The 26,294-nt window shown below is 55.5% G+C and carries 22 protein-coding genes, 2 tRNA genes and 1 rRNA gene; 7 read left to right on the forward strand and 18 right to left on the reverse strand.

The annotated features are described in order from the left end of the window. Positions 1 to 178: 178 nt before the first annotated feature. The 7 genes from AC3WS9_RS21235 to pepQ form a co-directional block, all read right to left on the reverse strand. A tRNA-Ala gene (locus AC3WS9_RS21235) sits at positions 179 to 254 on the reverse strand. Positions 255 to 364: 110 nt separating this feature from the next. Continuing rightward, a tRNA-Ile gene (locus AC3WS9_RS21240) sits at positions 365 to 441 on the reverse strand. A 71-nt stretch (positions 442 to 512) separates the two neighbouring features. Beyond that, positions 513 to 2,054: ribosomal RNA gene (locus AC3WS9_RS21245) — 16S ribosomal RNA — on the reverse strand. A gap of 380 nt (positions 2,055 to 2,434) precedes the next feature. Next, positions 2,435 to 2,977, reverse strand: coding sequence for a menaquinone-dependent protoporphyrinogen IX dehydrogenase (hemG, locus tag AC3WS9_RS21250; protein WP_282493948.1), 543 nt, complete (start codon positions 2,975 to 2,977; stop codon positions 2,435 to 2,437). An 11-nt stretch (positions 2,978 to 2,988) separates the two neighbouring features. Next, a complete protein-coding gene (trkH, locus tag AC3WS9_RS21255; protein ID WP_095283848.1) occupies positions 2,989 to 4,440 on the reverse strand; it encodes a Trk system potassium transporter TrkH in 1,452 nt (483 codons plus the stop codon). 39 nt (positions 4,441 to 4,479) lie between these two features. Beyond that, entirely contained in the window at positions 4,480 to 5,094 is a 615-nt protein-coding gene (locus AC3WS9_RS21260; protein ID WP_285154643.1) for an IMPACT family protein, read from the reverse strand. Further along, on the reverse strand, positions 5,094 to 6,425 hold the full coding sequence (pepQ, locus tag AC3WS9_RS21265; protein WP_492490354.1) for a Xaa-Pro dipeptidase: 1,332 nt from the start codon (positions 6,423 to 6,425) through the stop codon (positions 5,094 to 5,096). The genes AC3WS9_RS21260 and pepQ overlap by 1 nt, the downstream gene beginning before the upstream one ends. A 188-nt stretch (positions 6,426 to 6,613) precedes the next feature. Between pepQ and fadB the strand changes: the two genes are divergently transcribed. Both fadB and fadA read left to right on the forward strand, forming a co-directional pair. Beyond that, positions 6,614 to 8,803 (forward strand): fatty acid oxidation complex subunit alpha FadB, encoded by a 2,190-nt coding sequence (gene fadB / locus AC3WS9_RS21270; RefSeq protein WP_492490211.1) that lies wholly within the window; start codon positions 6,614 to 6,616, stop codon positions 8,801 to 8,803. A gap of 9 nt (positions 8,804 to 8,812) precedes the next feature. Next, positions 8,813 to 9,976, forward strand: a complete 1,164-nt coding sequence (fadA, locus tag AC3WS9_RS21275; RefSeq protein ID WP_492490212.1) for an acetyl-CoA C-acyltransferase FadA — start codon at positions 8,813 to 8,815, stop codon at positions 9,974 to 9,976. A 137-nt stretch (positions 9,977 to 10,113) separates the two neighbouring features. Here the strand turns inward: fadA and fre are convergent, their stop codons facing one another. Both fre and ubiD read right to left on the reverse strand, forming a co-directional pair. Next, the gene (gene fre / locus AC3WS9_RS21280) at positions 10,114 to 10,815 is read right to left on the reverse strand and encodes an NAD(P)H-flavin reductase (RefSeq protein WP_282493943.1); all 702 of its coding nucleotides are present in this window, start codon (positions 10,813 to 10,815) and stop codon (positions 10,114 to 10,116) included. A 30-nt stretch (positions 10,816 to 10,845) separates the two neighbouring features. Further along, positions 10,846 to 12,351 carry a 4-hydroxy-3-polyprenylbenzoate decarboxylase gene (gene ubiD / locus AC3WS9_RS21285; protein ID WP_282493942.1) on the reverse strand — a complete coding sequence of 502 codons (1,506 nt, stop codon included), beginning with the start codon at positions 12,349 to 12,351 and terminating at the stop codon, positions 10,846 to 10,848. A 170-nt stretch (positions 12,352 to 12,521) separates the two neighbouring features. Here ubiD and rfaH point away from each other — a divergent pair, with 170 nt between their 5' ends. Next, positions 12,522 to 13,013, forward strand: coding sequence for a transcription/translation regulatory transformer protein RfaH (gene rfaH / locus AC3WS9_RS21290; protein WP_282493941.1), 492 nt, complete (start codon positions 12,522 to 12,524; stop codon positions 13,011 to 13,013). On the opposite strand, the gene tatD is transcribed toward rfaH, so the two are convergent. From tatD to udp, 9 genes are all read right to left on the reverse strand, one after another. Next, a complete protein-coding gene (tatD, locus tag AC3WS9_RS21295; protein ID WP_492490213.1) occupies positions 13,010 to 13,792 on the reverse strand; it encodes a 3'-5' ssDNA/RNA exonuclease TatD in 783 nt (260 codons plus the stop codon). The genes rfaH and tatD overlap by 4 nt on opposite strands. Positions 13,793 to 13,833: 41 nt before the next feature. Next, positions 13,834 to 14,604 (reverse strand): Sec-independent protein translocase subunit TatC, encoded by a 771-nt coding sequence (gene tatC / locus AC3WS9_RS21300; RefSeq protein WP_100778465.1) that lies wholly within the window; start codon positions 14,602 to 14,604, stop codon positions 13,834 to 13,836. Between the two features lie 2 nt (positions 14,605 to 14,606). Next, the gene (gene tatB / locus AC3WS9_RS21305) at positions 14,607 to 15,152 is read right to left on the reverse strand and encodes a Sec-independent protein translocase protein TatB (RefSeq protein ID WP_492490214.1); all 546 of its coding nucleotides are present in this window, start codon (positions 15,150 to 15,152) and stop codon (positions 14,607 to 14,609) included. A gap of 3 nt (positions 15,153 to 15,155) precedes the next feature. Further along, positions 15,156 to 15,410, reverse strand: coding sequence for a Sec-independent protein translocase subunit TatA (tatA, locus tag AC3WS9_RS21310; RefSeq protein ID WP_282493938.1), 255 nt, complete (start codon positions 15,408 to 15,410; stop codon positions 15,156 to 15,158). Between the two features lie 75 nt (positions 15,411 to 15,485). Further along, the gene (gene ubiB, locus AC3WS9_RS21315) at positions 15,486 to 17,126 is read right to left on the reverse strand and encodes a ubiquinone biosynthesis regulatory protein kinase UbiB (protein WP_282493937.1); all 1,641 of its coding nucleotides are present in this window, start codon (positions 17,124 to 17,126) and stop codon (positions 15,486 to 15,488) included. Continuing rightward, complete coding sequence (gene ubiJ, locus AC3WS9_RS21320) at positions 17,123 to 17,728, reverse strand: ubiquinone biosynthesis protein UbiJ (protein ID WP_282493936.1); 606 nt, start codon at positions 17,726 to 17,728, stop codon at positions 17,123 to 17,125. The genes ubiB and ubiJ overlap by 4 nt, the downstream gene beginning before the upstream one ends. 13 nt (positions 17,729 to 17,741) lie before the next feature. Then, positions 17,742 to 18,497, reverse strand: coding sequence for a bifunctional demethylmenaquinone methyltransferase/2-methoxy-6-polyprenyl-1,4-benzoquinol methylase UbiE (ubiE, locus tag AC3WS9_RS21325; RefSeq protein ID WP_282493935.1), 756 nt, complete (start codon positions 18,495 to 18,497; stop codon positions 17,742 to 17,744). A gap of 66 nt (positions 18,498 to 18,563) precedes the next feature. Then, entirely contained in the window at positions 18,564 to 20,021 is a 1,458-nt protein-coding gene (gene rmuC / locus AC3WS9_RS21330; protein ID WP_492490215.1) for a DNA recombination protein RmuC, read from the reverse strand. 138 nt (positions 20,022 to 20,159) lie between these two features. Further along, on the reverse strand, positions 20,160 to 20,921 hold the full coding sequence (udp, locus tag AC3WS9_RS21335; protein ID WP_154128911.1) for a uridine phosphorylase: 762 nt from the start codon (positions 20,919 to 20,921) through the stop codon (positions 20,160 to 20,162). Between the two features lie 251 nt (positions 20,922 to 21,172). Between udp and AC3WS9_RS21340 the strand changes: the two genes are divergently transcribed. The 4 genes from AC3WS9_RS21340 (at position 21,173) to AC3WS9_RS21355 (ending at position 26,292) form a co-directional block, all read left to right on the forward strand. Continuing rightward, positions 21,173 to 21,979 (forward strand): dienelactone hydrolase family protein, encoded by an 807-nt coding sequence (locus AC3WS9_RS21340; protein ID WP_492490216.1) that lies wholly within the window; start codon positions 21,173 to 21,175, stop codon positions 21,977 to 21,979. A 178-nt stretch (positions 21,980 to 22,157) separates the two neighbouring features. After that, positions 22,158 to 23,969, forward strand: a complete 1,812-nt coding sequence (locus AC3WS9_RS21345) for a beta-glucoside-specific PTS transporter subunit IIABC (RefSeq protein ID WP_492490217.1) — start codon at positions 22,158 to 22,160, stop codon at positions 23,967 to 23,969. Then, on the forward strand, positions 23,969 to 25,432 hold the full coding sequence (locus AC3WS9_RS21350; protein WP_103950223.1) for a glycoside hydrolase family 1 protein: 1,464 nt from the start codon (positions 23,969 to 23,971) through the stop codon (positions 25,430 to 25,432). Before AC3WS9_RS21345 ends, AC3WS9_RS21350 begins: the two co-directional genes overlap by 1 nt. A 23-nt stretch (positions 25,433 to 25,455) precedes the next feature. Continuing rightward, complete coding sequence (locus AC3WS9_RS21355; RefSeq protein ID WP_492490218.1) at positions 25,456 to 26,292, forward strand: PRD domain-containing protein; 837 nt, start codon at positions 25,456 to 25,458, stop codon at positions 26,290 to 26,292. Positions 26,293 to 26,294: the final 2 nt, after the last annotated feature.

Here is a 26,294-nt window from a genome sequence, read left to right on the forward strand (position 1 = left end):
TCGTGTTGCGAAAATTTGAGAGACTCGAACACACTGTCATTCTGTTCTTATTACGGAGAACAGATGCAGCGTGTCGTTTCAATTTTCAGCTTGATCCAGATTTTTAAAGAGCAAAACTTCGCAGTGAACCTTTTCAGGTACACTCTGAAGTTTTCTTGTTTTTTCGCAGTAAAAAGGATGGTGGAGCTATGCGGGATCGAACCGCAGACCTCCTGCGTGCAAGGCAGGCGCTCTCCCAGCTGAGCTATAACCCCATCGCAAAAACTGAATCTCTGTTACCCTAATTCGTTTCCGGGCAAGGCGTGGTGATGCGAAGCATACTTATGTATGTGAGCATCGCCATAACGCAGCACGGAGGCGAATTTGGTAGGCCTGAGTGGACTTGAACCACCGACCTCACCCTTATCAGGGGTGCGCTCTAACCACCTGAGCTACAAGCCTGCAGAGATTTTTTACTGCTTATTTTTCATCAGACAATCTGTGTGGACACTACAAAGGCAGGTTCTTTCAGGTAAGGAGGTGATCCAACCGCAGGTTCCCCTACGGTTACCTTGTTACGACTTCACCCCAGTCATGAATCACAAAGTGGTAAGCGCCCTCCCGAAGGTTAAGCTACCTACTTCTTTTGCAACCCACTCCCATGGTGTGACGGGCGGTGTGTACAAGGCCCGGGAACGTATTCACCGTAGCATTCTGATCTACGATTACTAGCGATTCCGACTTCATGGAGTCGAGTTGCAGACTCCAATCCGGACTACGACGCACTTTATGAGGTCCGCTTGCTCTCGCGAGGTCGCTTCTCTTTGTATGCGCCATTGTAGCACGTGTGTAGCCCTACTCGTAAGGGCCATGATGACTTGACGTCATCCCCACCTTCCTCCAGTTTATCACTGGCAGTCTCCTTTGAGTTCCCGGCCGAACCGCTGGCAACAAAGGATAAGGGTTGCGCTCGTTGCGGGACTTAACCCAACATTTCACAACACGAGCTGACGACAGCCATGCAGCACCTGTCTCACGGTTCCCGAAGGCACTAAAGCATCTCTGCTAAATTCCGTGGATGTCAAGAGTAGGTAAGGTTCTTCGCGTTGCATCGAATTAAACCACATGCTCCACCGCTTGTGCGGGCCCCCGTCAATTCATTTGAGTTTTAACCTTGCGGCCGTACTCCCCAGGCGGTCGACTTAACGCGTTAGCTCCGGAAGCCACTCCTCAAGGGAACAACCTCCAAGTCGACATCGTTTACGGCGTGGACTACCAGGGTATCTAATCCTGTTTGCTCCCCACGCTTTCGCACCTGAGCGTCAGTCTTTGTCCAGGGGGCCGCCTTCGCCACCGGTATTCCTCCAGATCTCTACGCATTTCACCGCTACACCTGGAATTCTACCCCCCTCTACAAGACTCTAGCCTGCCAGTTTCGAATGCAGTTCCCAGGTTGAGCCCGGGGATTTCACATCCGACTTGACAGACCGCCTGCGTGCGCTTTACGCCCAGTAATTCCGATTAACGCTTGCACCCTCCGTATTACCGCGGCTGCTGGCACGGAGTTAGCCGGTGCTTCTTCTGCGAGTAACGTCAATCACTGTGGTTATTAACCACAATGCCTTCCTCCTCGCTGAAAGTACTTTACAACCCGAAGGCCTTCTTCATACACGCGGCATGGCTGCATCAGGCTTGCGCCCATTGTGCAATATTCCCCACTGCTGCCTCCCGTAGGAGTCTGGACCGTGTCTCAGTTCCAGTGTGGCTGGTCATCCTCTCAGACCAGCTAGGGATCGTCGCCTAGGTGAGCCATTACCCCACCTACTAGCTAATCCCATCTGGGCACATCTGATGGCAAGAGGCCCGAAGGTCCCCCTCTTTGGTCTTGCGACGTTATGCGGTATTAGCTACCGTTTCCAGTAGTTATCCCCCTCCATCAGGCAGTTTCCCAGACATTACTCACCCGTCCGCCGCTCGTCACCCAGAGAGCAAGCTCTCCTGTGCTACCGCTCGACTTGCATGTGTTAGGCCTGCCGCCAGCGTTCAATCTGAGCCATGATCAAACTCTTCAATTTAAGTTTGATGCTCGTGAATTAAACTTCGTAATGAATTACGTATGTTCACTCAGAGACTTTGGTATTCATTTAGCGTCTTGCGACGTTTAGAATCCATGTCACTTTGAGTGCCCACACAGATTGTCTGATAAATTGTTAAAGAGCAGTGCCGCTTCGTTTTTCTCAACGGCGCGGGGTGTGCATATTACGCTTTCCCGCTTTAGAGTCAAGCTTTATTTTCGCTTTTCTCTGTCGGTGTTCATCGCTGAACCCCGCTAACCCGGCGGCCTGTAAGCCGTTGTTCCGTGTCAGTGGAGGCGCATTATAGGGAGTTCTTCGGAAGTGACAAGCATAAAATTCAAAAAACTTATCGTTCGCTTATTTTTCAAACTCGACGTTGATTAAACATGCGAATTGCCGGTTAATTGCGCGATTTCCCGGGCAAAACCGGCCACCTGCGGCCAGTCGGTATACACCACTTCTTTACGCGTATCGGTTTCGCCGCCGGTCATCTTCATAATCAAGCGGATCATAAAGCGGTCATACCAGCTATAACGTGGATAACGCAGCGCCCCCGCAAAGACGGCGCAGAGCTCCGGCTGCCATGGCGAGTTCAGCAGGAACTTGCGCGTATAGCTGTTGGTCTGCGGCGTGCGCTTTTCTGGCTTACGTGCAACGAGGTTCACAGAGTAGAACGCGCCCGGCAGACTCTTTAAGGTATCGAGGTGCTTTTTCACAAAGCGATCCAGCGCCGGATGGAAATGGCCGTAACGTATAGAGGCACCAATCACCACGCGATCGTAATCCGCCCAGTGGATCTCTTCAGTACGATTGAGATTCACCACGTCAGCGTATATGCCCTGCTCTTTCAACTCAGACGCCAGATAAGAAGCAATCTCACGCGTCTGACCGTCACGCGTCGAGAATAAAATTAATGTCTTCACCAGATAATTCCTTACTCGCGCCAGAATGTTGGGGTAAACAGTACCAGCAGCGTAAACACCTCCAGACGACCAAACAGCATGTTGGCAATCAGGATCCATTTCGCGACCGGATTCATGCTGGCAAAGTTATCCGCCACCACGCCGAGCCCAGGGCCCAGGTTATTGAGCGTCGCCACCACGGAAGCAAACGCCGAGAAATCATCCACGCCGGTGGCGATAATCGCCAGCATGCTGACGATAAAGACCAACGCGTAGGCAGAAAAGAAGCCCCACACCGCTTCAAGGATACGTTCCGGCAGCGCACGGTTGCCAAGCTTTATGCTGTAAACCGCATTCGGGTGCACCAGACGTTTCAGTTCACGGTTGCCCTGTTTGAACAGGAGCAGAATACGGATGACCTTCAATCCCCCGCCCGTCGACCCCGCACAGCCCCCGATAAAAGCAGAACACAGAAGCAGGACCGGCAGGAACAGTGGCCAGCGGGCGATACTGTCGGTGGTAAAGCCCGCGGTGGTTGCCATCGACACCACCTGGAAGAAGGCCTGGTTAACGGTCGTGACCGCCGAGCTGTAAACATCGTGGAACCACAGCACCAGAGTGCAGATGATCACCAGCGTCAGCTGGACGCCGATAAACATTCTGAATTCTGGGTCACGCCAGTAGACCCTCAGGCTGCGCCCGCTTAATAAAGAGAAGTGCAGGCCGTAGTTACACCCGGAGATCAGCAGGAAGATAGCAATAATGGTGTTGATGGTCGGGCTATCGAAGTAGCCGACGCTGGCATCGTGAGTCGAGAACCCACCAATCGCAATCGTTGAGAAGCTGTGTCCAATCGCATCGAAAGCAGGCATCCCGGCAAACCACAGGGCCAGCGCACAGGCGACGGTCAGTAATACGTAGATAAACCAGAGCGTTTTTGCCGTCTCGGCGATACGCGGGCGCATCTTGTTATCTTTCAGCGGCCCCGGCATTTCCGCGCGATAGAGCTGCATCCCCCCGACGCCCAGTATCGGCAGGATCGCCACGGCCAGCACGATGATCCCCATCCCGCCGAACCACTGCAGCATCTGGCGATAGAAGAGAATGGCGTGCGGCAACGAGTCCAGCCCCACCAGCGTGGTGGCGCCCGTGGTTGTAAGCCCTGAGAAAGATTCAAAAAAGGCGTCGGTGACGGTCAGATTCGGCTGTTCCGCGAAGATAAACGGCAGAGCACCCACGCTCCCCAGCACGGTCCAGAACAGCACCACAATCAGAAAGCCCTCGCGGGACTTAAGCTCGCCCTTCTCACGGCGGTTAGGCCACCAGAGAATCGAGCCAATCACCAGCGCGGCGAAGAAGGTCTGCGTGAACGCGCGCCCCGCGCCGTCCCGATAGATAAGCGCTACCAGCCCTGGGAGGATCATCGTCCCGGAAAAAAGTATGACCAGCAGTCCAACGATTCGGGTTATGGCACGAAAATGCATCTCTGCCGTTCCTTTGGTATTCAAAAAGTAAGGTGGGGATTATTCTTCAATCGGCAGTAATTGCAACGCACCACGACTAAAATCAGCCAGTTTTGCTGAAAAAGCCGCCTGTTCCGCCTGAGGAAGCGCCACGCGTAATTGGACCGTCGCCTGGTAATCACTCTGCACAATCACGCCGTTAAATTGCTTAAGCAGCGTTTCGATGCCAGATAACTGAGCGTAATCACACAACAAAGTATATTCGGTCAGTGGCGTTTTGCGGACTGTCTTCAGCAGATTAAGCGCCTGCTGCACACCTCCGCCGTAGGCTTTGACCAGCCCACCGGTTCCTAACAGAATGCCGCCGTAGTAGCGAACCACTACCGCGGTGATCTCTCCGACGCCACTTCCCATCAGCTGAGAGAGCATCGGTTTCCCCGCCGTGCCTGCGGGTTCACCATCATCAGAAAAGCCAAGCTGCTGAGAATCATTCGGCGGACCGGCGACCCACGCCACGCAGTGGTGACGGGCATCGGGGTGCTCCGCGCGAACGGATTCGACAAACGCCTTCGCCGCCTCCACGCCGTTGGTATGAGCCAACAGCGTGATAAAGCGGCTCTTTTTGATCTCTTCGACGAAGATGACCGGCTCAGCCGGTATCAGCCAGCTATCCATCACGCCAGTTTCTGATCTCGCGTCATGTTCTCGATGCTGTTTTCGTGGATAACCACGTTATCTTCAATACGGATGCCTCCGAACGGTTTCAGCGCTTCGATTTTCTGCCAGTTGAAGTGTTTGCTGAACTGGCCTTCACGCCACGGCTGTAGCAGAGAATCGATGAAGTAAATGCCCGGCTCGATGGTCAGCACCATGCGCGGCTGCAGCACGCGGGTGCAGCGCAGATACGGATATTTCGACGGTGCTGCCAGATGGGTGCCGGTATCATCCTGCATAAAGCCCGCCACATCGTGAACCTGCAGACCCAGCGGATGACCAATCCCGTGCGGCATAAATGGCCCGGTGAGATCGTTTTCGACCATCGCCTCTTCGCTGATGTCCTTCACAATCTGGTGCTTACGCAGCAGTTTGGCGATGCGTTGATGGAACTGAATATGGTAATCAACGTAGCTGGTCCCCGCTTTCAGGGTGCTAATAAGCGCCAGCTGCTCGTCATTCACGTCTTTGATCAGATGCGCGAAATCGGTGTCCGCGTTCGCCGCCCAGGTACGGGTCAGATCGGCCGCATAGCCGTTGTACTCAGCGCCCGCATCCAGCAGGAAGCTGCGCATCTCGGCCGGTGCGCGGTGGTCCAGTTTCGTGTAGTGCAGCACGGATGCGTGCTCGTTCAACGCCACGATATTGCTGTAAGGCACGTCGGTATCACGATGGCCTGTGGCAGTCAGATACGCCTGATTGATATCGAATTCGCTCATCCCGGACAGGAAGGCTTCATGAGCCGCCTGATGACCGTTCACCGCCGTTTTCTGCGCTTCACGCATGCAGGAAAGTTCATAGTCGGTCTTATACGAGCGGTAATAGTGCAGATAATCGATCACGCCTTTCGGGTTGATGTTATCCGCCGGGATATCCAGACCCAGAGCACGTTCCGGCACCGGACCGATATAGCCGATGTTACCGCGCGCAGCAGGCAGCTGGCTGCCGATTCCGTCGGCTTTTGGCAGGGCAATCACCTCCACTTCTTCGGTCCAGAAACTGGTCGGCAGCGGTTCGACGTTGTGCCAGTAATCGACCGGCAGATAAAACCACAGCTTCGGCTTATTCACGCCATCCACCAGCAGCCAGCAGTTCGGCACCTGTGTCACCGGCACCCAGGCTTTGAACTGTGGATTGACCTTGAACGGGTACGGATGGTCGTCCAGGAAGACGTTGACCAGCTCACCGGAGTGAATCAGCAGCGCATCGAGCTTGAAGCGAGCCAGTACATCGCGGGTACGTTCCTGTAACGTAACAATATGATTTTTATAAAGTGAGGCCAGTGAGTCCATCATTCTTCCTTTCTTTATTGAGCTCAAGTCTTCGCATCTTAGCACACCTCGCTTTTACTGCGTGATTTCCACCGAGCGTGATCAATGCAGCAATTATTTAATGAGTGATTTGCATTTTATTAACATAAATTCCACACTCGACTTCATCTGGTATGACCAGATCCAATTGCTGGATTCAGGAGACTGACATGCTCTACAAAGGCGACACCCTGTACGTAGACTGGCTGGAAGATGGCATCGCCGAACTGGTGTTCGATGCCCCCGGCTCAGTCAACAAACTCGACACCGCGACGGTGGCCAGCCTCGGCCACGCGCTGGATGTCCTCGAAAAAAAAGCTGATTTGAAAGGGCTGCTGCTGCGTTCCGAGAAAGCGGCCTTTATTGTCGGTGCCGATATCACCGAGTTCCTCTCCCTGTTCCAGGTGCCGGAAGAACAGCTCAGCCAGTGGCTGCATTTTGCCAACAGCGTCTTTAACCGCCTGGAAGATCTTCCTGTCCCGACCATCTCTGCCGTCAACGGCTACGCGCTGGGGGGCGGCTGCGAGTGTGTGCTGGCGACAGACTATCGTCTCGCCACGCCGGATCTGCGTATCGGTCTGCCGGAAACCAAGCTGGGCATCATGCCGGGCTTTGGCGGTTCCGTGCGTATGCCACGTATGCTGGGCGCGGACAGCGCACTGGAGATCATCGCCGCCGGTAAAGATGTGGGCGCGGATCAGGCGCTGAAAATCGGCCTGATCGACGGCGTGGTGAAGGCAGAAAAACTGCGCGACGGGGCCATCGCCATTTTACGTCAGGCGATTAAGGGCGATCTCGACTGGAAAGCCAAACGCCAGCCGAAGCTTGACCCGCTGAAACTCAGCAAAATTGAGGCCACCATGAGCTTCACCATCGCCAAAGGCATGGTGATGCAGACGGCAGGCAAACACTATCCGGCACCGATCACCGCGGTGAAAACCATCGAAGCCGCTGCACGCTTTGGCCGCGACGAAGCGCTGAAATTAGAAAACCAAAGCTTCGTCCCGCTGGCGCACACCAGCGAAGCGCGCGCGCTGGTCGGCATTTTCCTCAACGATCAGTTCGTGAAAGGGAAAGCCAAACAGCTCACCAAAAATGTGGAAACGCCAAAACACGCGGCGGTTCTCGGCGCAGGCATTATGGGCGGCGGTATCGCCTACCAGTCGGCCTGGAAAGGCGTGCCGGTGGTGATGAAAGATATTAACGAGAAATCCCTGACGCTCGGCATGAACGAAGCGGCCAAGCTGCTCAACAAACAGCTCGAGCGCGGCAAGATTGATGGCCTGAAGCTGGCGGGCGTGATTGCAACTATTCAGCCGACGCTGGACTATAGCGGTTTCGACCGCGTGGACGTGGTCGTTGAAGCGGTCGTCGAAAACCCGAAAGTGAAAAAAGCAGTGCTGGCCGAAACGGAAGAGAAAGTGCGCCCGGATACGGTTCTGGCGTCCAACACCTCGACCATTCCGATCGGCGAGCTGGCAAGCGTGCTACAACGCCCGGAAAACTTCTGCGGGATGCACTTCTTTAACCCTGTTCACCGTATGCCGCTGGTTGAAGTGATTCGTGGGGAAAAAACCTCCGATCAAACCATCGCCAAAGTGGTGGCGTGGGCCAGCAAAATGGGCAAAACCCCGATTGTGGTCAACGACTGCCCGGGCTTCTTCGTCAACCGCGTGCTGTTCCCGTACTTCGCCGGATTCAGCCAGCTGCTGCGCGACGGCGCGGACTTCCGCAAAGTCGACAAAGTGATGGAAAAAGTGTTCGGCTGGCCGATGGGCCCGGCGTATCTGCTGGACGTGGTCGGCATCGACACCGCGCACCACGCGCAGGCCGTTATGGCCGCTGGTTTCCCGCAGCGTATGCAGAAAGATTATCGTGACGCCATCGACGCGCTGTTCGAGGCGAATCGCTTTGGACAGAAAAACGGTCTGGGCTTCTGGCGCTATAAAGAAGACAGCAAAGGCAAGCCGAAGAAAGAGGACGATGCCGCCGTTGAAGATCTGCTGGCAGGCGTAAGCCAGGCCAAACGTGATTTCAGCGACGAAGAGATCATCGCCCGCATGATGATCCCGATGGTCAACGAAGTAGTGCGTTGTCTGGAAGAAGGCATTATCGCAAGCCCGGCCGAAGCGGATATGGCGCTGGTCTACGGCCTTGGTTTCCCTCCGTTCCACGGCGGCGCGTTCCGCTGGCTGGATACGCTCGGCAGTGCGAAATATCTCGACATGGCGCAGCAATACCAGCATCTCGGGGCGTTATATGAAGTGCCGGAAGGCCTGCGCGCTAAAGCGCGTCATAACGAACCGTACTATCCCCCAGTTGCGCCTGCCCGTCCGGTCGGCGAGCTGAAAACGGCTTAAGGAGTCACAATGGAACAGGTTGTCATTGTCGATGCAATTCGCACCCCGATGGGCCGTTCAAAGGGCGGCGCATTCCGGAATGTGCGCGCGGAAGATCTCTCCGCGCACCTGATGCGTAGCCTGCTGGCGCGTAACCCCGCGCTGGAAGCAGCAGCGCTGGACGATATTTACTGGGGCTGCGTGCAGCAAACCCTGGAGCAGGGCTTTAACATCGCCCGTAACGCCTCGCTGCTGGCTGAAATCCCACACTCCGTTCCGGCAGTTACCGTTAACCGCCTGTGCGGCTCGTCGATGCAGGCGCTGCACGATGCGGCCCGCATGATCATGACCGGCGATGCGCAGGTCTGTATGGTCGGTGGCGTGGAACACATGGGCCATGTGCCAATGAGCCACGGCGTGGACTTCCATCCCGGCATGAGCCGCAACGTGGCGAAAGCCGCCGGTATGATGGGGCTGACCGCCGAAATGCTCTCCCGCATGCACGGCATCAGCCGCGAAATGCAGGATGCCTTCGCCGCGCGTTCCCACGCTCGCGCCTGGGCTGCGACGCAATCCGGTGCGTTTAAAAATGAGATCCTCCCAACCGGCGGCCACGACGCGGACGGCGTGCTGAAACAGTTCTTCTACGACGAAGTGATTCGCCCGGAAACCACCGTCGAAGCGCTGTCCACCCTACGCCCGGCGTTTGACCCGGTCACCGGTACGGTGACGGCAGGTACTTCGTCTGCCCTTTCCGACGGTGCGGCGGCGATGCTGGTGATGAGCGAAAGCCGCGCTCTTGAGTTAGGCCTGAAGCCACGCGCTCGCGTGCGTTCGATGGCAGTCGTCGGATGCGATCCGTCAATCATGGGTTATGGCCCGGTTCCAGCGTCAAAACTGGCGCTGAAAAAAGCCGGTCTGACGACCAGCGACATCGACCTGTTTGAGATGAACGAAGCGTTCGCCGCGCAGATCCTGCCGTGCATTAAGGATCTGGGCCTGATGGAGCAGATCGACGAGAAGATCAACCTCAACGGCGGCGCGATCGCCTTGGGTCACCCGCTGGGTTGTTCGGGAGCGCGTATCAGCACCACCCTGATTAACCTGATGGAACGCAAAGACGCCCAGTTTGGTCTGGCGACGATGTGCATCGGGTTGGGTCAGGGGATCGCAACGGTGTTTGAGCGAGTGTAAGCAAGATAACCCAGGCCCGATAAGCGAAGCGCCATCGGGCAACAAGCCGGGGGCGCTGCGCTTGCCCGGCCTACAATCATTAAGTCTCAGAGAGTTTAGTTGCCGTTTTTCCCGCCTGTCAGGGGCGGGTTTTTTATTTAGATAAACGCAAACGCATCGCCGAACAGGCGGTCTTCACGCGCATCGCGCTCATGGCAGAACAGGTCGCGGGCAATCTTCGCCATTTCAAAACGACCGGCAATATAGATATCGTGCCCGGCCAGCGTACCGTGATCCTGCAACACCGCCGTCAGCACCGTACCTGAACGCCCACGCCATCCCTCTTCTGGCTGCTCAACCACCGGCTCAACTCGCAGGTTCGGGTGGGTCACGCTCAGCGCTTCCAGCTCGGACAGATCGTAAAGATGCTTCTCTTCACGACCGCCCCAGTAGATGGTGATATCGCGGTTCGGGTTTTGCGAAAGCGCGGTCAGCAGAATAGAGCGCACGTAGGAGAAGCCCGTGCCACCGGCAATCAGGATCAGCGGACGGTCTTCGTCTTCGCGCAGCCAGGCTTCACCGTGCGGGATATCCACGTCGATTTCACGCTCTTTCAGAATGCGGTCCATCACCGCCATGGCATACAAATTAAGCTCTGACGCACCGATATGCAGCTCAATAAATTCCTGCTCTGCTGGCGTAGACGCCATAGAGAAAGGGCGCTTATCACGCTCGTCCATCACTACCATCAAATACTGGCCCGCGCGGAATGAAAACGCCGCCTCCGGAACCAAACGGACGCGATATACGGTGTCGGTGATAGCATCTACCGAGGTCACTTTACAGCTTAAGGTTGTCATTCGCTCTCTCTGTCGGGAAGTCTATAGGGCTTAACGGTCAGTCTCTGGCTTACCGTCATTCAATATGGCCAACTCGTCCCATATCGCGTCAATTCGCGCGGTCACTTCAGGATCTTTTTTAATCGGGCGACCCCATTCACGCTCGGTTTCGCCGGGCCATTTATTGGTGGCATCCAGTCCCATTTTTGAACCAAGCCCAGAAACCGGCGAGGCAAAATCCAGATAATCAATCGGTGTGTTTTCCACTAACACCGTGTCGCGCGCCGGGTCCATCCGCGTAGTGATGGCCCAGATAACGTCATTCCAGTCGCGGGCATTGACGTCGTCATCGCAGACAATAACAAATTTGGTATACATAAACTGGCGCAGGAATGACCACACGCCCATCATCACGCGCTTGGCGTGACCTGCGTACTGTTTCTTGATCGTCACCACCGCCAGGCGATAGGAGCATCCTTCCGGCGGCAGGTAGAAATCGACAATTTCCGGGAACTGCTTCTGCAGAATCGGAACGAACACTTCGTTCAGCGCGACGCCTAATACCGCAGGCTCATCCGGCGGACGGCCGGTATAAGTCGAGTGATAAATCGCATCGTCGCGCTGGGTAATGTGCGTCACGGTAAACACCGGGAAACTATCCACTTCATTGTAGTATCCCGTGTGGTCGCCATACGGCCCTTCCGGTGCCAGCTCGCCCTGTTCAATGTAACCTTCAAGCACGATCTCCGCGCTGGCTGGCACTTCGAGATCGTTGGAAACACACTTTACCACTTCGGTTTTGGTGCCGCGCAGCAAGCCCGCGAAAGCATATTCTGAAAGGGTATCAGGAACCGGCGTCACCGCGCCGAGAATGGTCGCCGGATCGGCACCGAGCGCCACCGAAACCGGGAAACGCTCGCCCGGATGCGCCGCGCACCACTCCTGGAAATCAAGCGCACCGCCGCGATGCGACAGCCAGCGCATAATCAATTTGTTTTTGCCAATCAGCTGCTGGCGATAGATACCGAGATTCTGGCGCTCTTTATGCGGGCCACGGGTGACGGTCAGACCCCAGGTAATCAGCGGCGCGGCGTCTTCTGGCCAGCACTGCATAATCGGGATTTGCGTCAGATCGACGGCGTCACCTTCGAGGATTTTCTGCTGGCAAGGCGCACCGCGCAGGCGTTTGGTTGGCATGTTCAACACCTGCTTAAACTGCGGCAGTTTGTCGAACAGATCGCGGAAGCCTTTTGGCGGCTCAGGCTCTTTCAGGAACGCCAGCAGTTTACCGACTTCACGTAAGGCACTGACATCCTCCTGACCCATCCCCATCGCCACACGCTTAGGCGTGCCGAAGAGGTTGCAGAGCACCGGCATGGAATAGCCTTTTGGATTTTCAAACAGCAGCGCGGGGCCACCGGCACGCAGGGTGCGGTCGGCGATTTCTGTCATTTCCAGATAAGGATCAACAGGGAGCGTAATGCGTTTAAGTTCGCCCTGCTTTTCCAGCAGCGCCAGGAAGTCGCGTAGATCGTGGTATTTCATGCAGTTAGTCATGGCCTCTCGGTAAGCGCTTCATTATACGGCGTTCGTCATCATGACGCTGTAATTTTGTTAAATAAGCGTGAAGTTCTGCCTCAACTTCCCCTTTCGGCCATTATAATCACCTTAGCGATCCCGCCGGGGTTTTGATATGCTTGCGCCGCGAACAAAGGGAAAGAGTGATTATGCAAGCCTGGTATTTACTGTATTGCAAGCGTGGGCAGATTCAGCGCGCGCAAGAACATCTGGAGCGTCAGGCAGTCAATTGTCTGATGCCCGTCATTACGCTTGAAAAAATGCTGCGCGGCAAGCGGACGATGGTCAGTGAACCCCTGTTCCCCAACTACCTTTTCGTTGAGTTCGACCCGGAAGTGATTCACACCACCACCATCAACGCCACGCGCGGCGTCAGCCACTTCGTCCGTTTTGGTTCGAACCCGGCGACCGTGCCTTCGAAGGTGATCCATCAGCTATCCGTTTACCAGCAGCCGGAAGATATTACCGATCCTGAAACCCCCTACCCGGGCGATAACGTGGTGATCACCGAGGGCGCGTTCGAAGGATTTCAGGCGATCTTCGCGGAGCCAGACGGCGAAGCGCGTTCCATGCTGCTGCTGAACTTCCTCAACAAGCAGGTGCGTCAGAGCGTCAAAAACACCGAGTTCCGCAAAGTTTAAAACGCGACGCCGAACAGACGGCGTACGTTGTCATCTGTTTGCGCATCCAGCCATTGCACCTCTTCGCCCCGCCAGTGCGCAATCCGCTCCAGGATATGCCCGAGATAAGCCGGTTCGTTGCGTCGCGACGCAGGTTTAGGGCGCATATCGCGCGGCAGAAGATACGGCGCATCCGTTTCGACCAACAGCCTATCGGCCGGAATGACCGGCAACAGCTCGCGCAGTTCCAGCCCACGACGCTCGTCGCACACCCAGCCGGTAATGCCCAGATACAACCCGCGATTCAGACAATCCATCGCCTCCTGACGGGAGCCGGTAAAACAGTGCAGTACCGCGCCTGGGAGTTTATCCAGCCAGGGTTCCAGCAGCGCGAGAAAGCGCTCGTGGGCGTCGCGACAGTGCATAAACACCGGCATGCCAAGTTCAGCCGCCAGCGCCAGCTGCGCGGTGAAAGCGCGCTCCTGCTCGGCCGGAGTCGAAAAATTGCGGTTGAAGTCGAGACCACATTCGCCGATCGCTACCACTTCTGGCGTTTTCGCCAGCGCATACAGCGTCGCGGCGCTTTCATCGGTCCACTGGCTGCTGTCGTGAGGATGCACGCCTGCGGTTGACCAGCAGCGATCAAAGCCGTGCGCCAGCTGCTGCGCATGCTCGCTCTCCTGCAGATTAGTTCCCGTCAGCAGCAAGCCTTTGACGCCCGCGGCAAACGCACGCGCCACGACTTCATCACAGTCTCTCGCGAACTGCGAACTGGTCAGATTCAACCCGATATCAAACATGCTCTCTCCCATATGACAACCGCCCTGTCGGGCGGCTGGTTTTACTCTTCTGTCGGATTCTCTGGCTCATCTTCTTCGTCATCCCGCGAGCGACGTTTGCCCACGTAGAAGCGCGAGAAGAACACGCCGACCTCAAACAGGCAGTACATCGGTATCGCCAGCAGGGTTTGCGAAAAAACATCCGGCGGCGTCAGCAGCATCCCGACCACGAACGCACCGACCAGCATGTACGGGCGCTTTTTACGCAGATCTTCTGGCGTCGTCACGCCCATCCAGCAAAGCAATACAATCGCGACCGGCACTTCGAAGGCCACGCCAAACGCCATGAACAGCGCCATCACAAAGCTGAGATAGCTGGCGATATCCGTCGAGACCTGCACCCCTTCCGGCGCGGTGTGCGTCAGGAAGCCAAAGGCCAGCGGGAAGACGACGAAGTAGGCGAAAGCCATACCGATGTAAAACAGCAGCGAACTGGAGACCAGCAGCGGGATGACCAGCTTGCGCTCATGCTTGTACAGCGCAGGGGCCACAAACGCCCACACCTGGTACAGAATCACCGGCGCGGAGGCGATCAGCGACACCCAGAAGGTCAGTTTAATTGGCGTGAAGAACGGCGACGCCACGTCGGTGGCAATCATGGTCGCGCCGAGCGGCATCTGCTTAATCAGCGGCGCAGAGACCACCTGATAGATGTCGTTGGCGAAATAGACCAGGCATAAGAAAATCAGGAAAACGGCAATAATGCAGTTTAACAGACGCTTACGCAGCTCAATGAGGTGCGTAATAAGTGGTTGAGTATCATCTACTGCCATGTTTACGCTTTATCACTCGACGAGGGGGCGGATTCGGAAACGGGCGCGGCGGCTTTAGCTTCTGCAGCCTTCGGTTTCACCACAGGCTCTGGTGCAGGAGCAGGCTCGGGCTCTTGTGCCGCAGGTGCCTGCGCGGGCGCACTGGCCTGATGCTCGGCATCGGCAGGCGTCACACCTTCATGCTGCGCTTCGTTATCCTTCACTAACGGATTACGAATGGTGTTCGCTTCGTCGCTCGCTTTTTCAGGATCATTGACGCTGTAGGAGCGCTTCATGGACTCTGCGGCTTCACGCAGTTCGTCCATTGAGGCTTTCAGCTCAGGCGACAGATTATCCATGCTCGCCTTCTCAACCTTTTTCAGGCTGTCCTGAAACTCCTGGAGCTTGAGTTCCTGCGCCAGTTCATTTTGCACCGTCGTTGCCAGCGAGCGCAGCGCGCGCACCCAGCCTGCGACGGTTTTTACTGCCACCGGCAGACGTTGCGGGCCCAGTACGATCAGACCAATCACGAACACCAGCAGCAGTTCACCAAAACCAATATCGAACACGACTTACACCTGCTCTTTATCGTGGCGTTTAGCGTCTTCCTTTTTGGCTTCGTCCTGTTTGTCTGCGATGGATTTAGCCGTGAAATCCGCATCCTGGCTGGATTTTTCCTGCTTGTCTTCATCATCGCTGATGGCTTTCTTGAAGCCTTTGATGGACGCGCCAAGGTCGGAACCGATAGAACCGAGCTTTTTAGTGCCGAACAGCAGCACGACGATGACGGCAATGATTAACAATTGCCAGATACTGATACCACCCATACTACATCCTCGATAGATGATGATTAATTAATCAGATTGCATTATACGTATGCAACCTGGCGATAGCGACGCAATTCAGCGCGTTTTTCTCCAGCCAATCAGCCAGACCACAAGGCCTGCGGCCATCACCCAGGCGGGCATCATCTCCCAGTCTGGGCGATTGATCAGCAGCAGCGTGCCGCTCAGCAGCAAGGTTGCGCCTATCCCAAAGAGATAGCGGGATTGTCCCTGACGCACGCGGTTTGACTGAAGCTCGCGGGCGATTTTATCCATGCTGTGCTGAAGGTTCTTGCTCTGACGCAAAGTGTCGTAAACCAGTTCAGGAATCTCTGGCATTTTTTCGATCCAGAACGGCGCTTTCTCTTTGAACGCCCGCACCAGGGAAGGAATACCGACCTGATCTTTGATCCACGACTCAAGGAAAGGTTTCGCCGTCTTCCATAAGTCTAACTGAGGATAGAGCTGGCGGCCTACGCCCTCAACGTAAAGTAGTGTTTTCTGAAGTAAAACTAACTGCGGCTGCACTTCCATATTGAAGCGACGGGCGGTGTTAAAGAGATTCAGCAGCACGTGACCAAATGAGATTTCCGACAGCGGCTTTTCGAAAATCGGCTCGCAGACGGTGCGGATCGCAAACTCGAACTCTTCGACGTTAGTATCCGGCGGAACCCAACCTGAATCGACGTGCAGCTCGGCCACCTTGCGGTAATCGCGATTGAAGAAGGCGATGAAGTTCTCTGCCAGATAACGCTTATCTTCTTTGTTCAACGAGCCGACAATCCCGCAGTCGATGCCGATATACTTCGGATCTTCCGGGTGCTCGTAGCTGACAAAGATGTTGCCCGGGTGCATGTCCGCATGGAAAAAGCTGTCGCGGAACACCTGGGTGAAGAACACCTGCACGCCGCGTTCGGCCAGCAGTTTCATGTTGGTGCCCTGTTTTTCCAGCGCCACCACATCCGAAACGGGAATGCCGTAGATGCGCTCCATCACCATCATGTTCTGACTGCAGTAGTCGGAATAGACTTCCGGCACGTAAAGCATCGGGCTGTTTTCAAAGTTGCGGCGCAGCTGGATGGCGTTGGCCGACTCACGCAGTAAGTTCAGCTCATCGATCAGCGTCTTTTCATATTCGCGTACCACTTCCATCGGACGCAGACGGCGCCCATCCGGCAACAGGCGCGGAACCCAGCGTGCCAGACGGTAAATCAGTTTCATGTCCGCTTTGATGACCGGCAGAATGTCCGGACGGATCACCTTGATGACGATCTCTTTGCCGTTCTCTTTCAGGCGCGCGGTGTGCACCTGCGCAATGGACGCTGAGGCCAGCGGCGTGATTTCAAAATCATCAAACCAGGTTTCAACCGGAATGCCGCCCATCGCCTCTTCGATCTGCTGTTTGGCGCGCGCACCGTCGAAGGGTGCCACGCGGTCCTGTAACAACGCCAGCTGATCGGCAATCTGCGGCGGGAAGAGATCGCGGCGGGTGGAGAGCATCTGCCCGAATTTAATCCAGACCGGACCAAGCTCCTGCAATGCCAGTCGTAACCGCTCGCCAAGAGGCTGGCCTTTGTGACGGTTTGGCATCCAGAACAGCATGCGCCGCCCGATTCGCAGCGGCAGCGTGATACGCATTTTGGGGATAAGCTCGTCGAGCCCGTAACTCAAAAAGGTGCGAACGATAAAGTAGAGGCGCCGAATTTCACCAGGCGTCATTTGCCCTCCAGTTTTTCCAGGCGTTTGGTGAACGCGTCAACCGCACGTTCAACGGCAGCAGACTCTTCCGCAAACCACGCCATCTCCAGCGGGCCGGGCGCCATGCGCCACTCTTCGGTCAGCACTTCGGCAACGTAGCGTTGCTGGCGCTGCACGCCCTTACGCAAGAATGACGAGCCGCCGCGCAGGAACTTGCCAATGCCTTCGGCCACGATGTCACCGGTATAAGGAGCCAGTAGCTCCGCCGGATCAAACTCGGCCAGATCGGCCAGCGCGACGAAGTTTTGCACCACCTGAATATCGCCTTCGACTTCCAGCTCACCGCTGCGGATCAGCGCCGTCAGCTGCTGGCGGTCGCGCAGTTTGGGCAGCACGCTCATGTGCGTGATGACGGAACAATCCGCCTCGCCTTCCCATTCGCCCACCACGTCGAGCTGGCGCTCGCTGAACACCAGCACCAGCGGCGTGGAGAACTCTTTTAAGACGACACGCAGCACCTTGCCGTTCAGCCGCTGGCGCGCCGTTTTCAGCGCAGGCGAGCGGTACAGGAAACTATTCAGGACATTCTCGATGCCCGCGGTGACTAACGGTTTAAAAGGCATGGCTTGCCTCCACTCAGAACTTGTAGCCGCGATGCAGCGCGACAACACCCGCCGTCAGGTTGAAGTACTCCACGTTTTCAAACTCGGCGTCCTGCATCATAGCTTTCAGGGTGTCCTGATCCGGGTGCATACGGATAGATTCCGCCAGATAGCGATAGCTTTCTGCGTCATTGGCCACCATTTCGCCAATGCGCGGCAGAATATGGAACGAGTAAGCGTCGTAGGCTTTGCTCAGCGGTTCGATAATCGGTTTGGAGAACTCCAGCACCAGCAGACGTCCACCCGGTTTCAGCACACGGTACATGGAACGCAGGGCTTTCTCTTTTTCGGTCACGTTACGCAGGCCGAAAGAGATGGTGATGCAGTCAAAGGTGTTATCCGGGAACGGCAGGGCTTCGGCGTTAGCCTGAACGTATTCCACGTTACCCACTACGCCGATGTTGCGCAGTTTTTCACGCCCCATTTTCAGCATGGAGTCGTTGATATCCGCCAGCACCACGCGGCCGGTTTCGCCGACCATACGGGAGAATTTGGCCGTCAGATCGCCGGTACCACCCGCAAGATCCAGAACGGTTTGACCACGGCGAACACCGCTACAGTCGATAGTGAAACGCTTCCACAAGCGATGAATGCCGAATGACATCAGGTCATTCATGACATCGTACTTCGACGCCACGGAATGGAATACGTGGGCCACCATGTCAGCTTTCTGCTCTTTGGCGACAGTCTGGAAGCCAAAGTGCGTTGTTTCTTGTGAATCTTCAACCATCTCAGTGCCTGCTAATCAGTCAAATGTTCGTGAAGTGTATCAGATTGGACGCGATTGCCCTACGATTCAACCACCATGAAAGAATCGTTCTGACGCCGTTTCGGGCGCCGCTTGCGCGGCTAAATCATTGTCATCACGGCTCATATTTTGTTCATCCACGCCTTCGCGCAGACGGTATTCTTCATCCTGCGCCGTGGCCTGTTCCGCCAGTTCCGGATTAATCTCGCGCTTCACCTCCACCCCCAACGTGCGGAAGGCCTCGGCCTGCGAAAGCAAATTGCCGCGCCCGGAAGCGAGTTTTTTCATTGCCTGTCGATAGTTATCCTGCGCGCGATCCAGGCTTTGCCCTACAGAGGACATATCGTCAACAAACAGGCGCATTTTGTCGTACAGCTTGCTGGCGCGGTCGGCGATCTGCTGCGCGTTGCGGCTCTGATGTTCGTAACGCCACAGGTTGGCAATGGTGCGCAGCGCCACCAGCAGCGTGGTCGGACTGACCAGCATAATGTTGTTTTTCAGCGCCTCGGTAATCAGCTCCGGCTGCCTGTCGAGGGCCAGCAGGAATGCCGGTTCGACGGGGATAAACATCAGCACATAGTCGAGCGAACGCAGACCGGGCAACTGCTGGTAATCCTTGCGGCCCAGCATGCGGATGTGGTTTCGCACCGAGGCGATGTGCTCCTGCAGCGCGGATTCACGGGTGAAATCGTCTTCGGCATTGAAGTAACGTTCGTAGGCCACCAGCGTCATTTTGGCGTCGATTACCACGTCTTTGCCCTGCGGCAGCCGCACGATCACATCGGGCTGCATGCGCGAACGGCTATCGGTTTCGATGCTGACCTGGGTTTGATATTCATAGCCCTCGCGCAGGCCGGACGCTTCCAGCACGCGGGTCAGCACCACCTCTCCCCAGTTGCCCTGAGTTTTGTTGTCGCCCTTCAGCGCCCGCGTCAGGTTAACCGCCTCCTGCGCCATTTGCGCATTCAGCTGCTGGAGATTACGGATTTCGTGGGCCAGCGTGTGGCGCTCCCGCGCTTCCATACCAAAGCTGTCCTGCACCTGTTTGCGAAAACCGTCGAGCTGTTCGCGCAGGGGAGTCAGCAGGCCGTTCAGACTCTGGCGGTTTTGCTCGTCGACGCGGCGGTTGCTCTGCTCGAATATGCGGTTGGCGAGGTTTTCGAACTGCTCGCTGAGGCGCTGTTCGCTGTTGATCATCTGGCGGATTTTGTCTTCCGCATGCAGTTGGGTAGATTCCAGACGGGTGGTGACTTCGCGGAGATCCGCTTCGAGGGAGGTATTGATATCGCGCAGGTTGCGCAGTTCGTTGTTGAGCAGCTCGCACTCGTCGCGCCAGTGGGCGCTCTGGGCCAGCTGTTGTTTTGTCGCGCTCAGCTCCGCGACCATCTCTTCGCGGTCAATCAGCTGTTCCGCTTTATGCTGCGCATGTTGATAGCCTGAAATCAGCCAGCCAATGGCCAGCCCCGCCAGCGCTATCGCCGCATAAATGATGATTGAGATATCCACACCGCCTCCTGCATCAAACCGTTACCGCACAAAATAGAATTGTGCTGTATAAACGTCCAGTTTAAAAGGTTTTTCCTGCGAGGCGCTACGCAAAAAGAAAAGGCCGAACATGTCGGCCTTAAACAGAATGCAGTGCGATTAGATCAGGCGGCGAGCCGCTTCAACCACGATTTTCACCGCGTGGCTTTCGGTCTGCTTCATGGTTTCAGCGTTCGGGATCTCTTGCTGAGTACGGTTGACGATCACGCCCGCCACCATACCCGCACGCAGACCCTGGCTTGCGCACATGGTCAGCAGCGTTGCCGATTCCATCTCATAGTTCATGACGCCCATTGACTGCCACTCTTCCATGGAGCCTTTGAAACGGCTGACTACGCGACCAGAGAAGGTGTCGTAACGCTCCTGGCCTGGGTAGAAGGTGTCAGAAGAGGCGGTCACGCCGATGTGGGTGGTTGCACCGATAGATTTAGCCGCTTCAACCAGCGCTGTCGTACATTCGAAGTCCGCAACCGCCGGGAATTCCATTGGAGCGAAGTGCAGGCTTGCCCCGTCCAGACGCACAGAGGCGGTGGTTACCAGAACGTCACCGACGTTGATGTGCGGCTGAATCGCACCGGTCGTACCGATACGCAGGAAAGTACGAATGCCCAGTTGCGCCAGCTCTTCCACAGCAATAGAGGTAGACGGGCCGCCGATACCGGTCGAGCACACGATAACCGCTTTGCCATCCAGCTCTGCACGCCAGGTGGTGAATTCACGATGCGCTGCCAGCTTAACCGGCTTATCCATCAGCGCGGCGATCTTTTCCACACGCTCAGGATCGCCAGGGACGATAGCCAGCGTAGCCCCTTGTAGATCGTTTTTAGTGAGGCCGAGATGAAAAACATCAGACTTAGACATAGGTGACTCCTCTGTGGGTCGGTGTGTCAGAAGAAGTAAAACGGTACTTTACAGAAGCACCAGGCTTAATTTCGTGACACACCTCACCATGAATGAAAATGGTTGCAGTTAATTTCCATAAAATAGTGATTTACATCACATTAACAAGTTATATCGTTCAGCGCTGCACAAAAGATAGCCCGTTTCGGGCACTGTGAGTTGTTAACTTGAGGTCTATATTTACTTTTGCGCTAACAGGTACGGAGAATACCATGACACAAAAGACCCATTTTGCACCTGCTGCAGCCCCTCACGCCGCGACCATCGTCTCCACCTCAGAAGAAGCCATTTCCGCAGGCGAAACCTCGATCCCCACGCAGGGTGAGAACATGCCCGCCTACCACGCGCGCCCGAAAGAGGCGGACGGTCCGCTGCCGATCGTGATTGTGGTGCAGGAGATTTTCGGCGTTCACGAACATATTCGCGATATTTGCCGCCGTCTGGCGCTGGAAGGTTATCTGGCCGTCGCATCAGAGCTCTATTTCCGCCAGGGCGACCCCAACGACTACAGCGATATCCCAACCTTATTCAGCAACCTGGTCAGCAAAGTGCCAGATGCGCAGGTGCTGGCCGATCTGGACCACGTCGCCAGCTGGGCCGCGCGCAACGGCGGCGATCCGCATCGTCTGCTGGTCACCGGTTTTTGCTGGGGCGGGCGCATCAGCTGGCTGTATGCCGCCCACAATCCGCAGCTTAAAGCTGCCGTGGCCTGGTATGGCAAACTGGTCGGTGAGAAAACGCTGAATTCGCCGAAGCATCCGGTGGATATCGCCACCGATCTCAACGCGCCGGTGCTGGGGCTGTACGGCGGGCAGGATACCGGGATCCCCCTGGAGAGCGTGGACACCATGCGGCAGGCACTCCGCGCCGCCAATGCGAAAGCCGAGATCGTGGTCTATCCCGACGCGGGCCACGCCTTTAACGCCGACTATCGCCCGAGCTATCACGAAGAGTCCGCCAAAGACGGCTGGCAGAGAATGCTGGCGTGGTTCAGGCAGTATGGCGCGAGAAAGAGTTAAGTCGCTCACACATTGACGCAACACCCGCAGCGGTTGTTTGACTTTTCAACAGATTTTGGTCGATATAAAAGCACAGGCGTGTAACTACGATCCGTAGGCAAGACCTGAAGCCCATCTCTCCTTCTCAGGAGGAATGGGCTTCAGGTCTTTTTTTTTGCTCTGGAGACAGGGACCAGACATGAATCACTTGCAGACAGCACTGGATATCATCGCCCAGGTGGGTGGCGCTGAAAACATCGAACACCTTGAACATTGCTCCACCCGTTTACGGTTGAGTCTGTACGACAACAGCAAAGTGAACAAGATCGAACTGGCGAAAATTGACGGTGTGCTGGGCGTGCGTGTTAACGTGCAGTGCCAGGTGATCATCGGCCATGAGGTGGTTCAGGTTTATGAAGCGGCGCGCTCACTTGTCGGTTCGCCACAGGCAAATGCACCAGCTCAGACCGCAAAACCTAACCGTGGCGCGCAAATTATCGACTTTGTCATTAGCGTGTTTCAGCCACTGGTACCCGCCATCGCGGGCGGTGGGGTACTCAAATCGCTCCTGTTGCTGCTCGACGTGCTCGGCTGGCTTAGTCGCGACAGCTCCACCTACAAAGTGCTGGATAACATCGGTTCTGCCCCGCTCTATTTCCTCCCGATTCTGGTCGCAATTACCACCGCGACGAAGCTAAAAGTGAACGTACTGGTTGCTGTCTCGGCCGTTGCAGTGATGGTGTTACCGGCGATGACTAAGCAACTCGCTGATGGCGCAGAGTTTATGTCGTTCGATCTGCGCAATGTGGCGTATGCCTCTCAGGTCTTCCCGGCCATTCTATGCGTGCTGTTTTACGCTCAGACCGAGAAATTGTTCAACCGCTATTCTCCAGGCGCACTACGTATTTTCCTCTCACCGATGCTCTCGCTTCTGGTCACCGTACCGGTCACTTTGTTGATTCTCGGGCCGTTAGGATATGAACTTGGCGCCGGGCTGGCCACCGTGATCTTATGGCTGTATAGCAAGCTGGGATTTGTGGCGACGGGTTTGCTCGCAGCCGCGCTGCCCTTTATGGTCGCCGCCGGGATGCATAAACCCATGCTGCCTTATGCAGTGGCATCGATGAGTCAGTTTGGTCGCGAAATGCTCTATTTACCCGCATCGCTGGCGCATAACATCGCCGAATCCGGGGCATGTCTGGCGATTGCGTTTAAGAGCAAAGATAAAGTCCTGAAATCCACCGCGTTCTCAGCGGGTATCTCAGCGCTATTTGGTATTACCGAACCAGCCTTGTATGGCGTCACGCTCCTGAACAAAAAAGCACTCTACAGCGTGATTGCGGGCAGCCTGGTCGGCGGCGCGTTTATTGGCTGGATGGCCATAGAAGCCTTTGCGCTGGTCGGCCCAGGACTTGCCAGTATTTCCATGTTTGTTTCACCTGATAATCCCATGAACATCGTCTGGGCCTTCGCCGGTGCAGGCTTGTCTTTTGTCATCGCCTTCCTCAGCGCCCTGCTTTTATGGCGCGATAACGTCGCGGAGCAGTCCAGCGCACTCACCTTTATCCGCCCCGTAGAAGGGAAAATCATCCCCCTTGAGAACGTCAATGACGACGTTTTCTCACGCAAGATCATGGGAGATGGCATCGCTATCATCCCTTCTCAGGGCGTTCTGCGCGCCCCCGCGGACGGCACAGTGGTTAACGTGTTTGAAAGTGGTCACGCATTGAGTCTGTTGACCGATGCGGGTGTTGAACTGATTTTTCACATCGGCATCGACACCATCAGGCTGCAGGGCGAAGGATTCCACCCGCGTGTGAAAGAAGGTCAGCAGGTGAAAGAAGGCGACGTACTGATTGAATTTTCTCTCGACACCATCACCGCCGCCGGACTGGATCCCGTAGTGGTGATGGTGGTGACAAATGGCGAAAGATTCTCGCTGACACCAGGCAGTAACGACAATAAAGACACTCACCCTCATATCATCATGACGCTTAAGGAGTCCGTGTAATGGATAAATCCCTCCCATTTCCGCAAGGTTTTTTATGGGGCGGCGCGATTGCCGCTAATCAGGCTGAAGGGGCATGGAACGTTGACGGCAAAGGACCGTCAGTTGCTGACGCCATCACCTGGAAGCCCAATCTATCGCTGAAAGACTATGACGCCCACATGGCGCTAACTGATGACAACATTCGCGATGCGTTTGAAGGCCGTAACGATGCGTTGTACCCGAAGCGGCGTGGCATAGATTTTTACCACCACTACAAAGACGATATCGCCCTGTTTGCCGAGATGGGCTTTAAGGTTTTACGCGTATCTATCGCCTGGTCGCGTATTTTCCCGACCGGTGAAGACGCCGCTCCAAATGAAGCTGGCCTGCAGTTTTACGAAGAGATGTTCCGCGAACTGCGCCGCCACAATATTGAGCCGCTCGTGACGCTTTCACATTACGAAATGCCACTGGCGCTAAGCGAAAAGTATAACGGCTGGGTGAATCGCAACGTAGTTGACGCTTTCGTGCGCTTCAGCAATGTCTGCTTCGATCGCTATAAAGATTTGGTGCGCTACTGGCTCACGTTTAACGAGATCGACAGTATTCATCGCCATCCATTTACTACCGCCGGGATTCGTGAAGAGAAAAGTGCACCAGGGAAAGCCAAGCAGGATATTTATCAGGGGCTGCACCACCAGTTCGTTGCGTCTGCGCTGGTGACTCGCGACTGCCACGCCAAAATTCCAGGCAGCCAGGTTGGGTGTATGCTCACCAAACTTACGACCTATCCGCACAGCTGTCGCCCGCAAGACGTAGAGGCCACGCTGAAAAAGAATCTCGAAAACTATTTCTATGCCGATGTGCAGGTGTTTGGCGAATATCCACCGCTGATCCTGCGCGATCTCGCCAGCCGCGATATTCAGATTGAGATGCAGGCAGACGATCAACGCATCCTCAAAGAAAATACCGTCGATTTCGTCTCCTTTAGCTATTACATGTCGCTCACTGAATCAACGCAGGCGGACGTCGAGCGCACCGCAGGCAACACTATTCTGGGTGTGAAAAACCCGTATTTGCCGGCATCCGAATGGGGATGGCAGATTGACCCCATTGGGCTCAAAATTTCCCTGCTCGAACTTTACGATCGCTACCAGAAGCCATTGTTTATTGTCGAGAATGGACTGGGCGCAAAAGATATCGTTGAAGAAGGGAAAATCCACGACAGCTATCGCATCGACTATTTCCGCGCCCACTTCGAGCAAACTTTGGCAGCTATTAACGAAGGGGTAGATGTGATGGGATTCACCACCTGGGGTTGTATCGACATTATCAGCGCGGGTACCTCGCAGATGTCCAAGCGCTACGGCTTTATTTATGTCGACCAGGATGATGAAGGCAACGGTACCTTAAAGCGCCTGAAAAAAGACTCCTTCTGGTGGTACCAGAGAGTGATTGCCAGCAATGGCGCTGACATGAGCTAAACGGCCAGGCCGCAGGAATAACCGTGATTACGATAAAGAAATCGCTGAATAACAGTATGCTGCTGGTTGATAACGACCAGCGGGAAATGATCCTGTTTGGCAAAGGGATTGGTTTCGGAGCCAAACCTGGCACGCACATCGATCTGGCGCAGGTAGAGAAAGTTTTTCTGCCGCTCAGTGACCTGAAATCACGCCATTTTTTATCACTGACGGATACCATTCCTGCGGCACTCTTTGAGATTAGCCATGAGATTCTGACCCTCGCTCGCAGCCAGTGCGCTGAAAAAATGAATTCCGTCTTGCTGTTTACTCTCGCCGAGCATCTGCATTTTGCCGTGGAACGCTGCCGCAACGGACAGCTGATTCTGAATAAACTGAGCTGGGAAGTGAAACGCTACTACCCGCAGGAACACAGCGTCGGGATGCAGGCGCGGGCAAAAGTGAATGAGCGCTTTGACGTTGAACTGCCGGAGGATGAAGCGGTTAACATCGCGTTTCATCTGATTAACGCCAGCAGTCAGGATGATGATAATTCCGCACATCAGCAGGTCGAACTGGTCAACCGCATCGCTGAAATCGTGCGCTACAAACTGAGCAAAACGATTGATACGGAGTCGGTTAACTACCGGCGTTTTATCACGCATTTGCGCTATTTTGCCGAGCGAGTATTAACCGGAAAAATTGTGGTCAGCGAGACCGAGGATTTCTATGAGGAATTGATGCGCCATCGCCCGGACGCAATGACCGTCGCCTGGGTGATTCGCGATTACGTACAGGATAAATATCAGCATACGCTGCCAAAAGACGAGCTGACGTGGTTGAGCATTCACATCAGCCGCCTAATGGAAGGCCATTCTTAGGC

This window comes from Lelliottia sp. EB106-05-01-XG201 (genome assembly GCF_058791735.1).

Bases quoted from the DNA above. Each gene is read 5' to 3' on its own strand.
- AC3WS9_RS21350 (WP_103950223.1), top strand. From the start codon at position 23,969: ATGGATAAATCCCTCCCATTTCCGCAAGGTTTTTTATGGGGCGGCGCG.
- tatA (WP_282493938.1), bottom strand. From the start codon at position 15,410: ATGGGTGGTATCAGTATCTGGCAATTGTTAATCATTGCCGTCATCGTC.
- fre (WP_282493943.1), bottom strand. From the start codon at position 10,815: ATGACAACCTTAAGCTGTAAAGTGACCTCGGTAGATGCTATCACCGAC.
- ubiJ (WP_282493936.1), bottom strand. From the start codon at position 17,728: ATGCCTTTTAAACCGTTAGTCACCGCGGGCATCGAGAATGTCCTGAAT.
- trkH (WP_095283848.1), bottom strand. From the start codon at position 4,440: ATGCATTTTCGTGCCATAACCCGAATCGTTGGACTGCTGGTCATACTT.
- udp (WP_154128911.1), bottom strand. From the start codon at position 20,921: ATGTCTAAGTCTGATGTTTTTCATCTCGGCCTCACTAAAAACGATCTA.
- tatD (WP_492490213.1), bottom strand. From the start codon at position 13,792: ATGTTTGATATCGGGTTGAATCTGACCAGTTCGCAGTTCGCGAGAGAC.
- AC3WS9_RS21260 (WP_285154643.1), bottom strand. From the start codon at position 5,094: ATGGATAGCTGGCTGATACCGGCTGAGCCGGTCATCTTCGTCGAAGAG.
- ubiD (WP_282493942.1), bottom strand. From the start codon at position 12,351: ATGACTAACTGCATGAAATACCACGATCTACGCGACTTCCTGGCGCTG.
- pepQ (WP_492490354.1), bottom strand. From the start codon at position 6,425: ATGGACTCACTGGCCTCACTTTATAAAAATCATATTGTTACGTTACAG.
- fadB (WP_492490211.1), top strand. From the start codon at position 6,614: ATGCTCTACAAAGGCGACACCCTGTACGTAGACTGGCTGGAAGATGGC.
- rfaH (WP_282493941.1), top strand. From the start codon at position 12,522: ATGCAAGCCTGGTATTTACTGTATTGCAAGCGTGGGCAGATTCAGCGC.
- AC3WS9_RS21345 (WP_492490217.1), top strand. From the start codon at position 22,158: ATGAATCACTTGCAGACAGCACTGGATATCATCGCCCAGGTGGGTGGC.
- tatC (WP_100778465.1), bottom strand. From the start codon at position 14,604: ATGGCAGTAGATGATACTCAACCACTTATTACGCACCTCATTGAGCTG.
- ubiE (WP_282493935.1), bottom strand. From the start codon at position 18,497: ATGGTTGAAGATTCACAAGAAACAACGCACTTTGGCTTCCAGACTGTC.
- fadA (WP_492490212.1), top strand. From the start codon at position 8,813: ATGGAACAGGTTGTCATTGTCGATGCAATTCGCACCCCGATGGGCCGT.
- ubiB (WP_282493937.1), bottom strand. From the start codon at position 17,126: ATGACGCCTGGTGAAATTCGGCGCCTCTACTTTATCGTTCGCACCTTT.
- AC3WS9_RS21340 (WP_492490216.1), top strand. From the start codon at position 21,173: ATGACACAAAAGACCCATTTTGCACCTGCTGCAGCCCCTCACGCCGCG.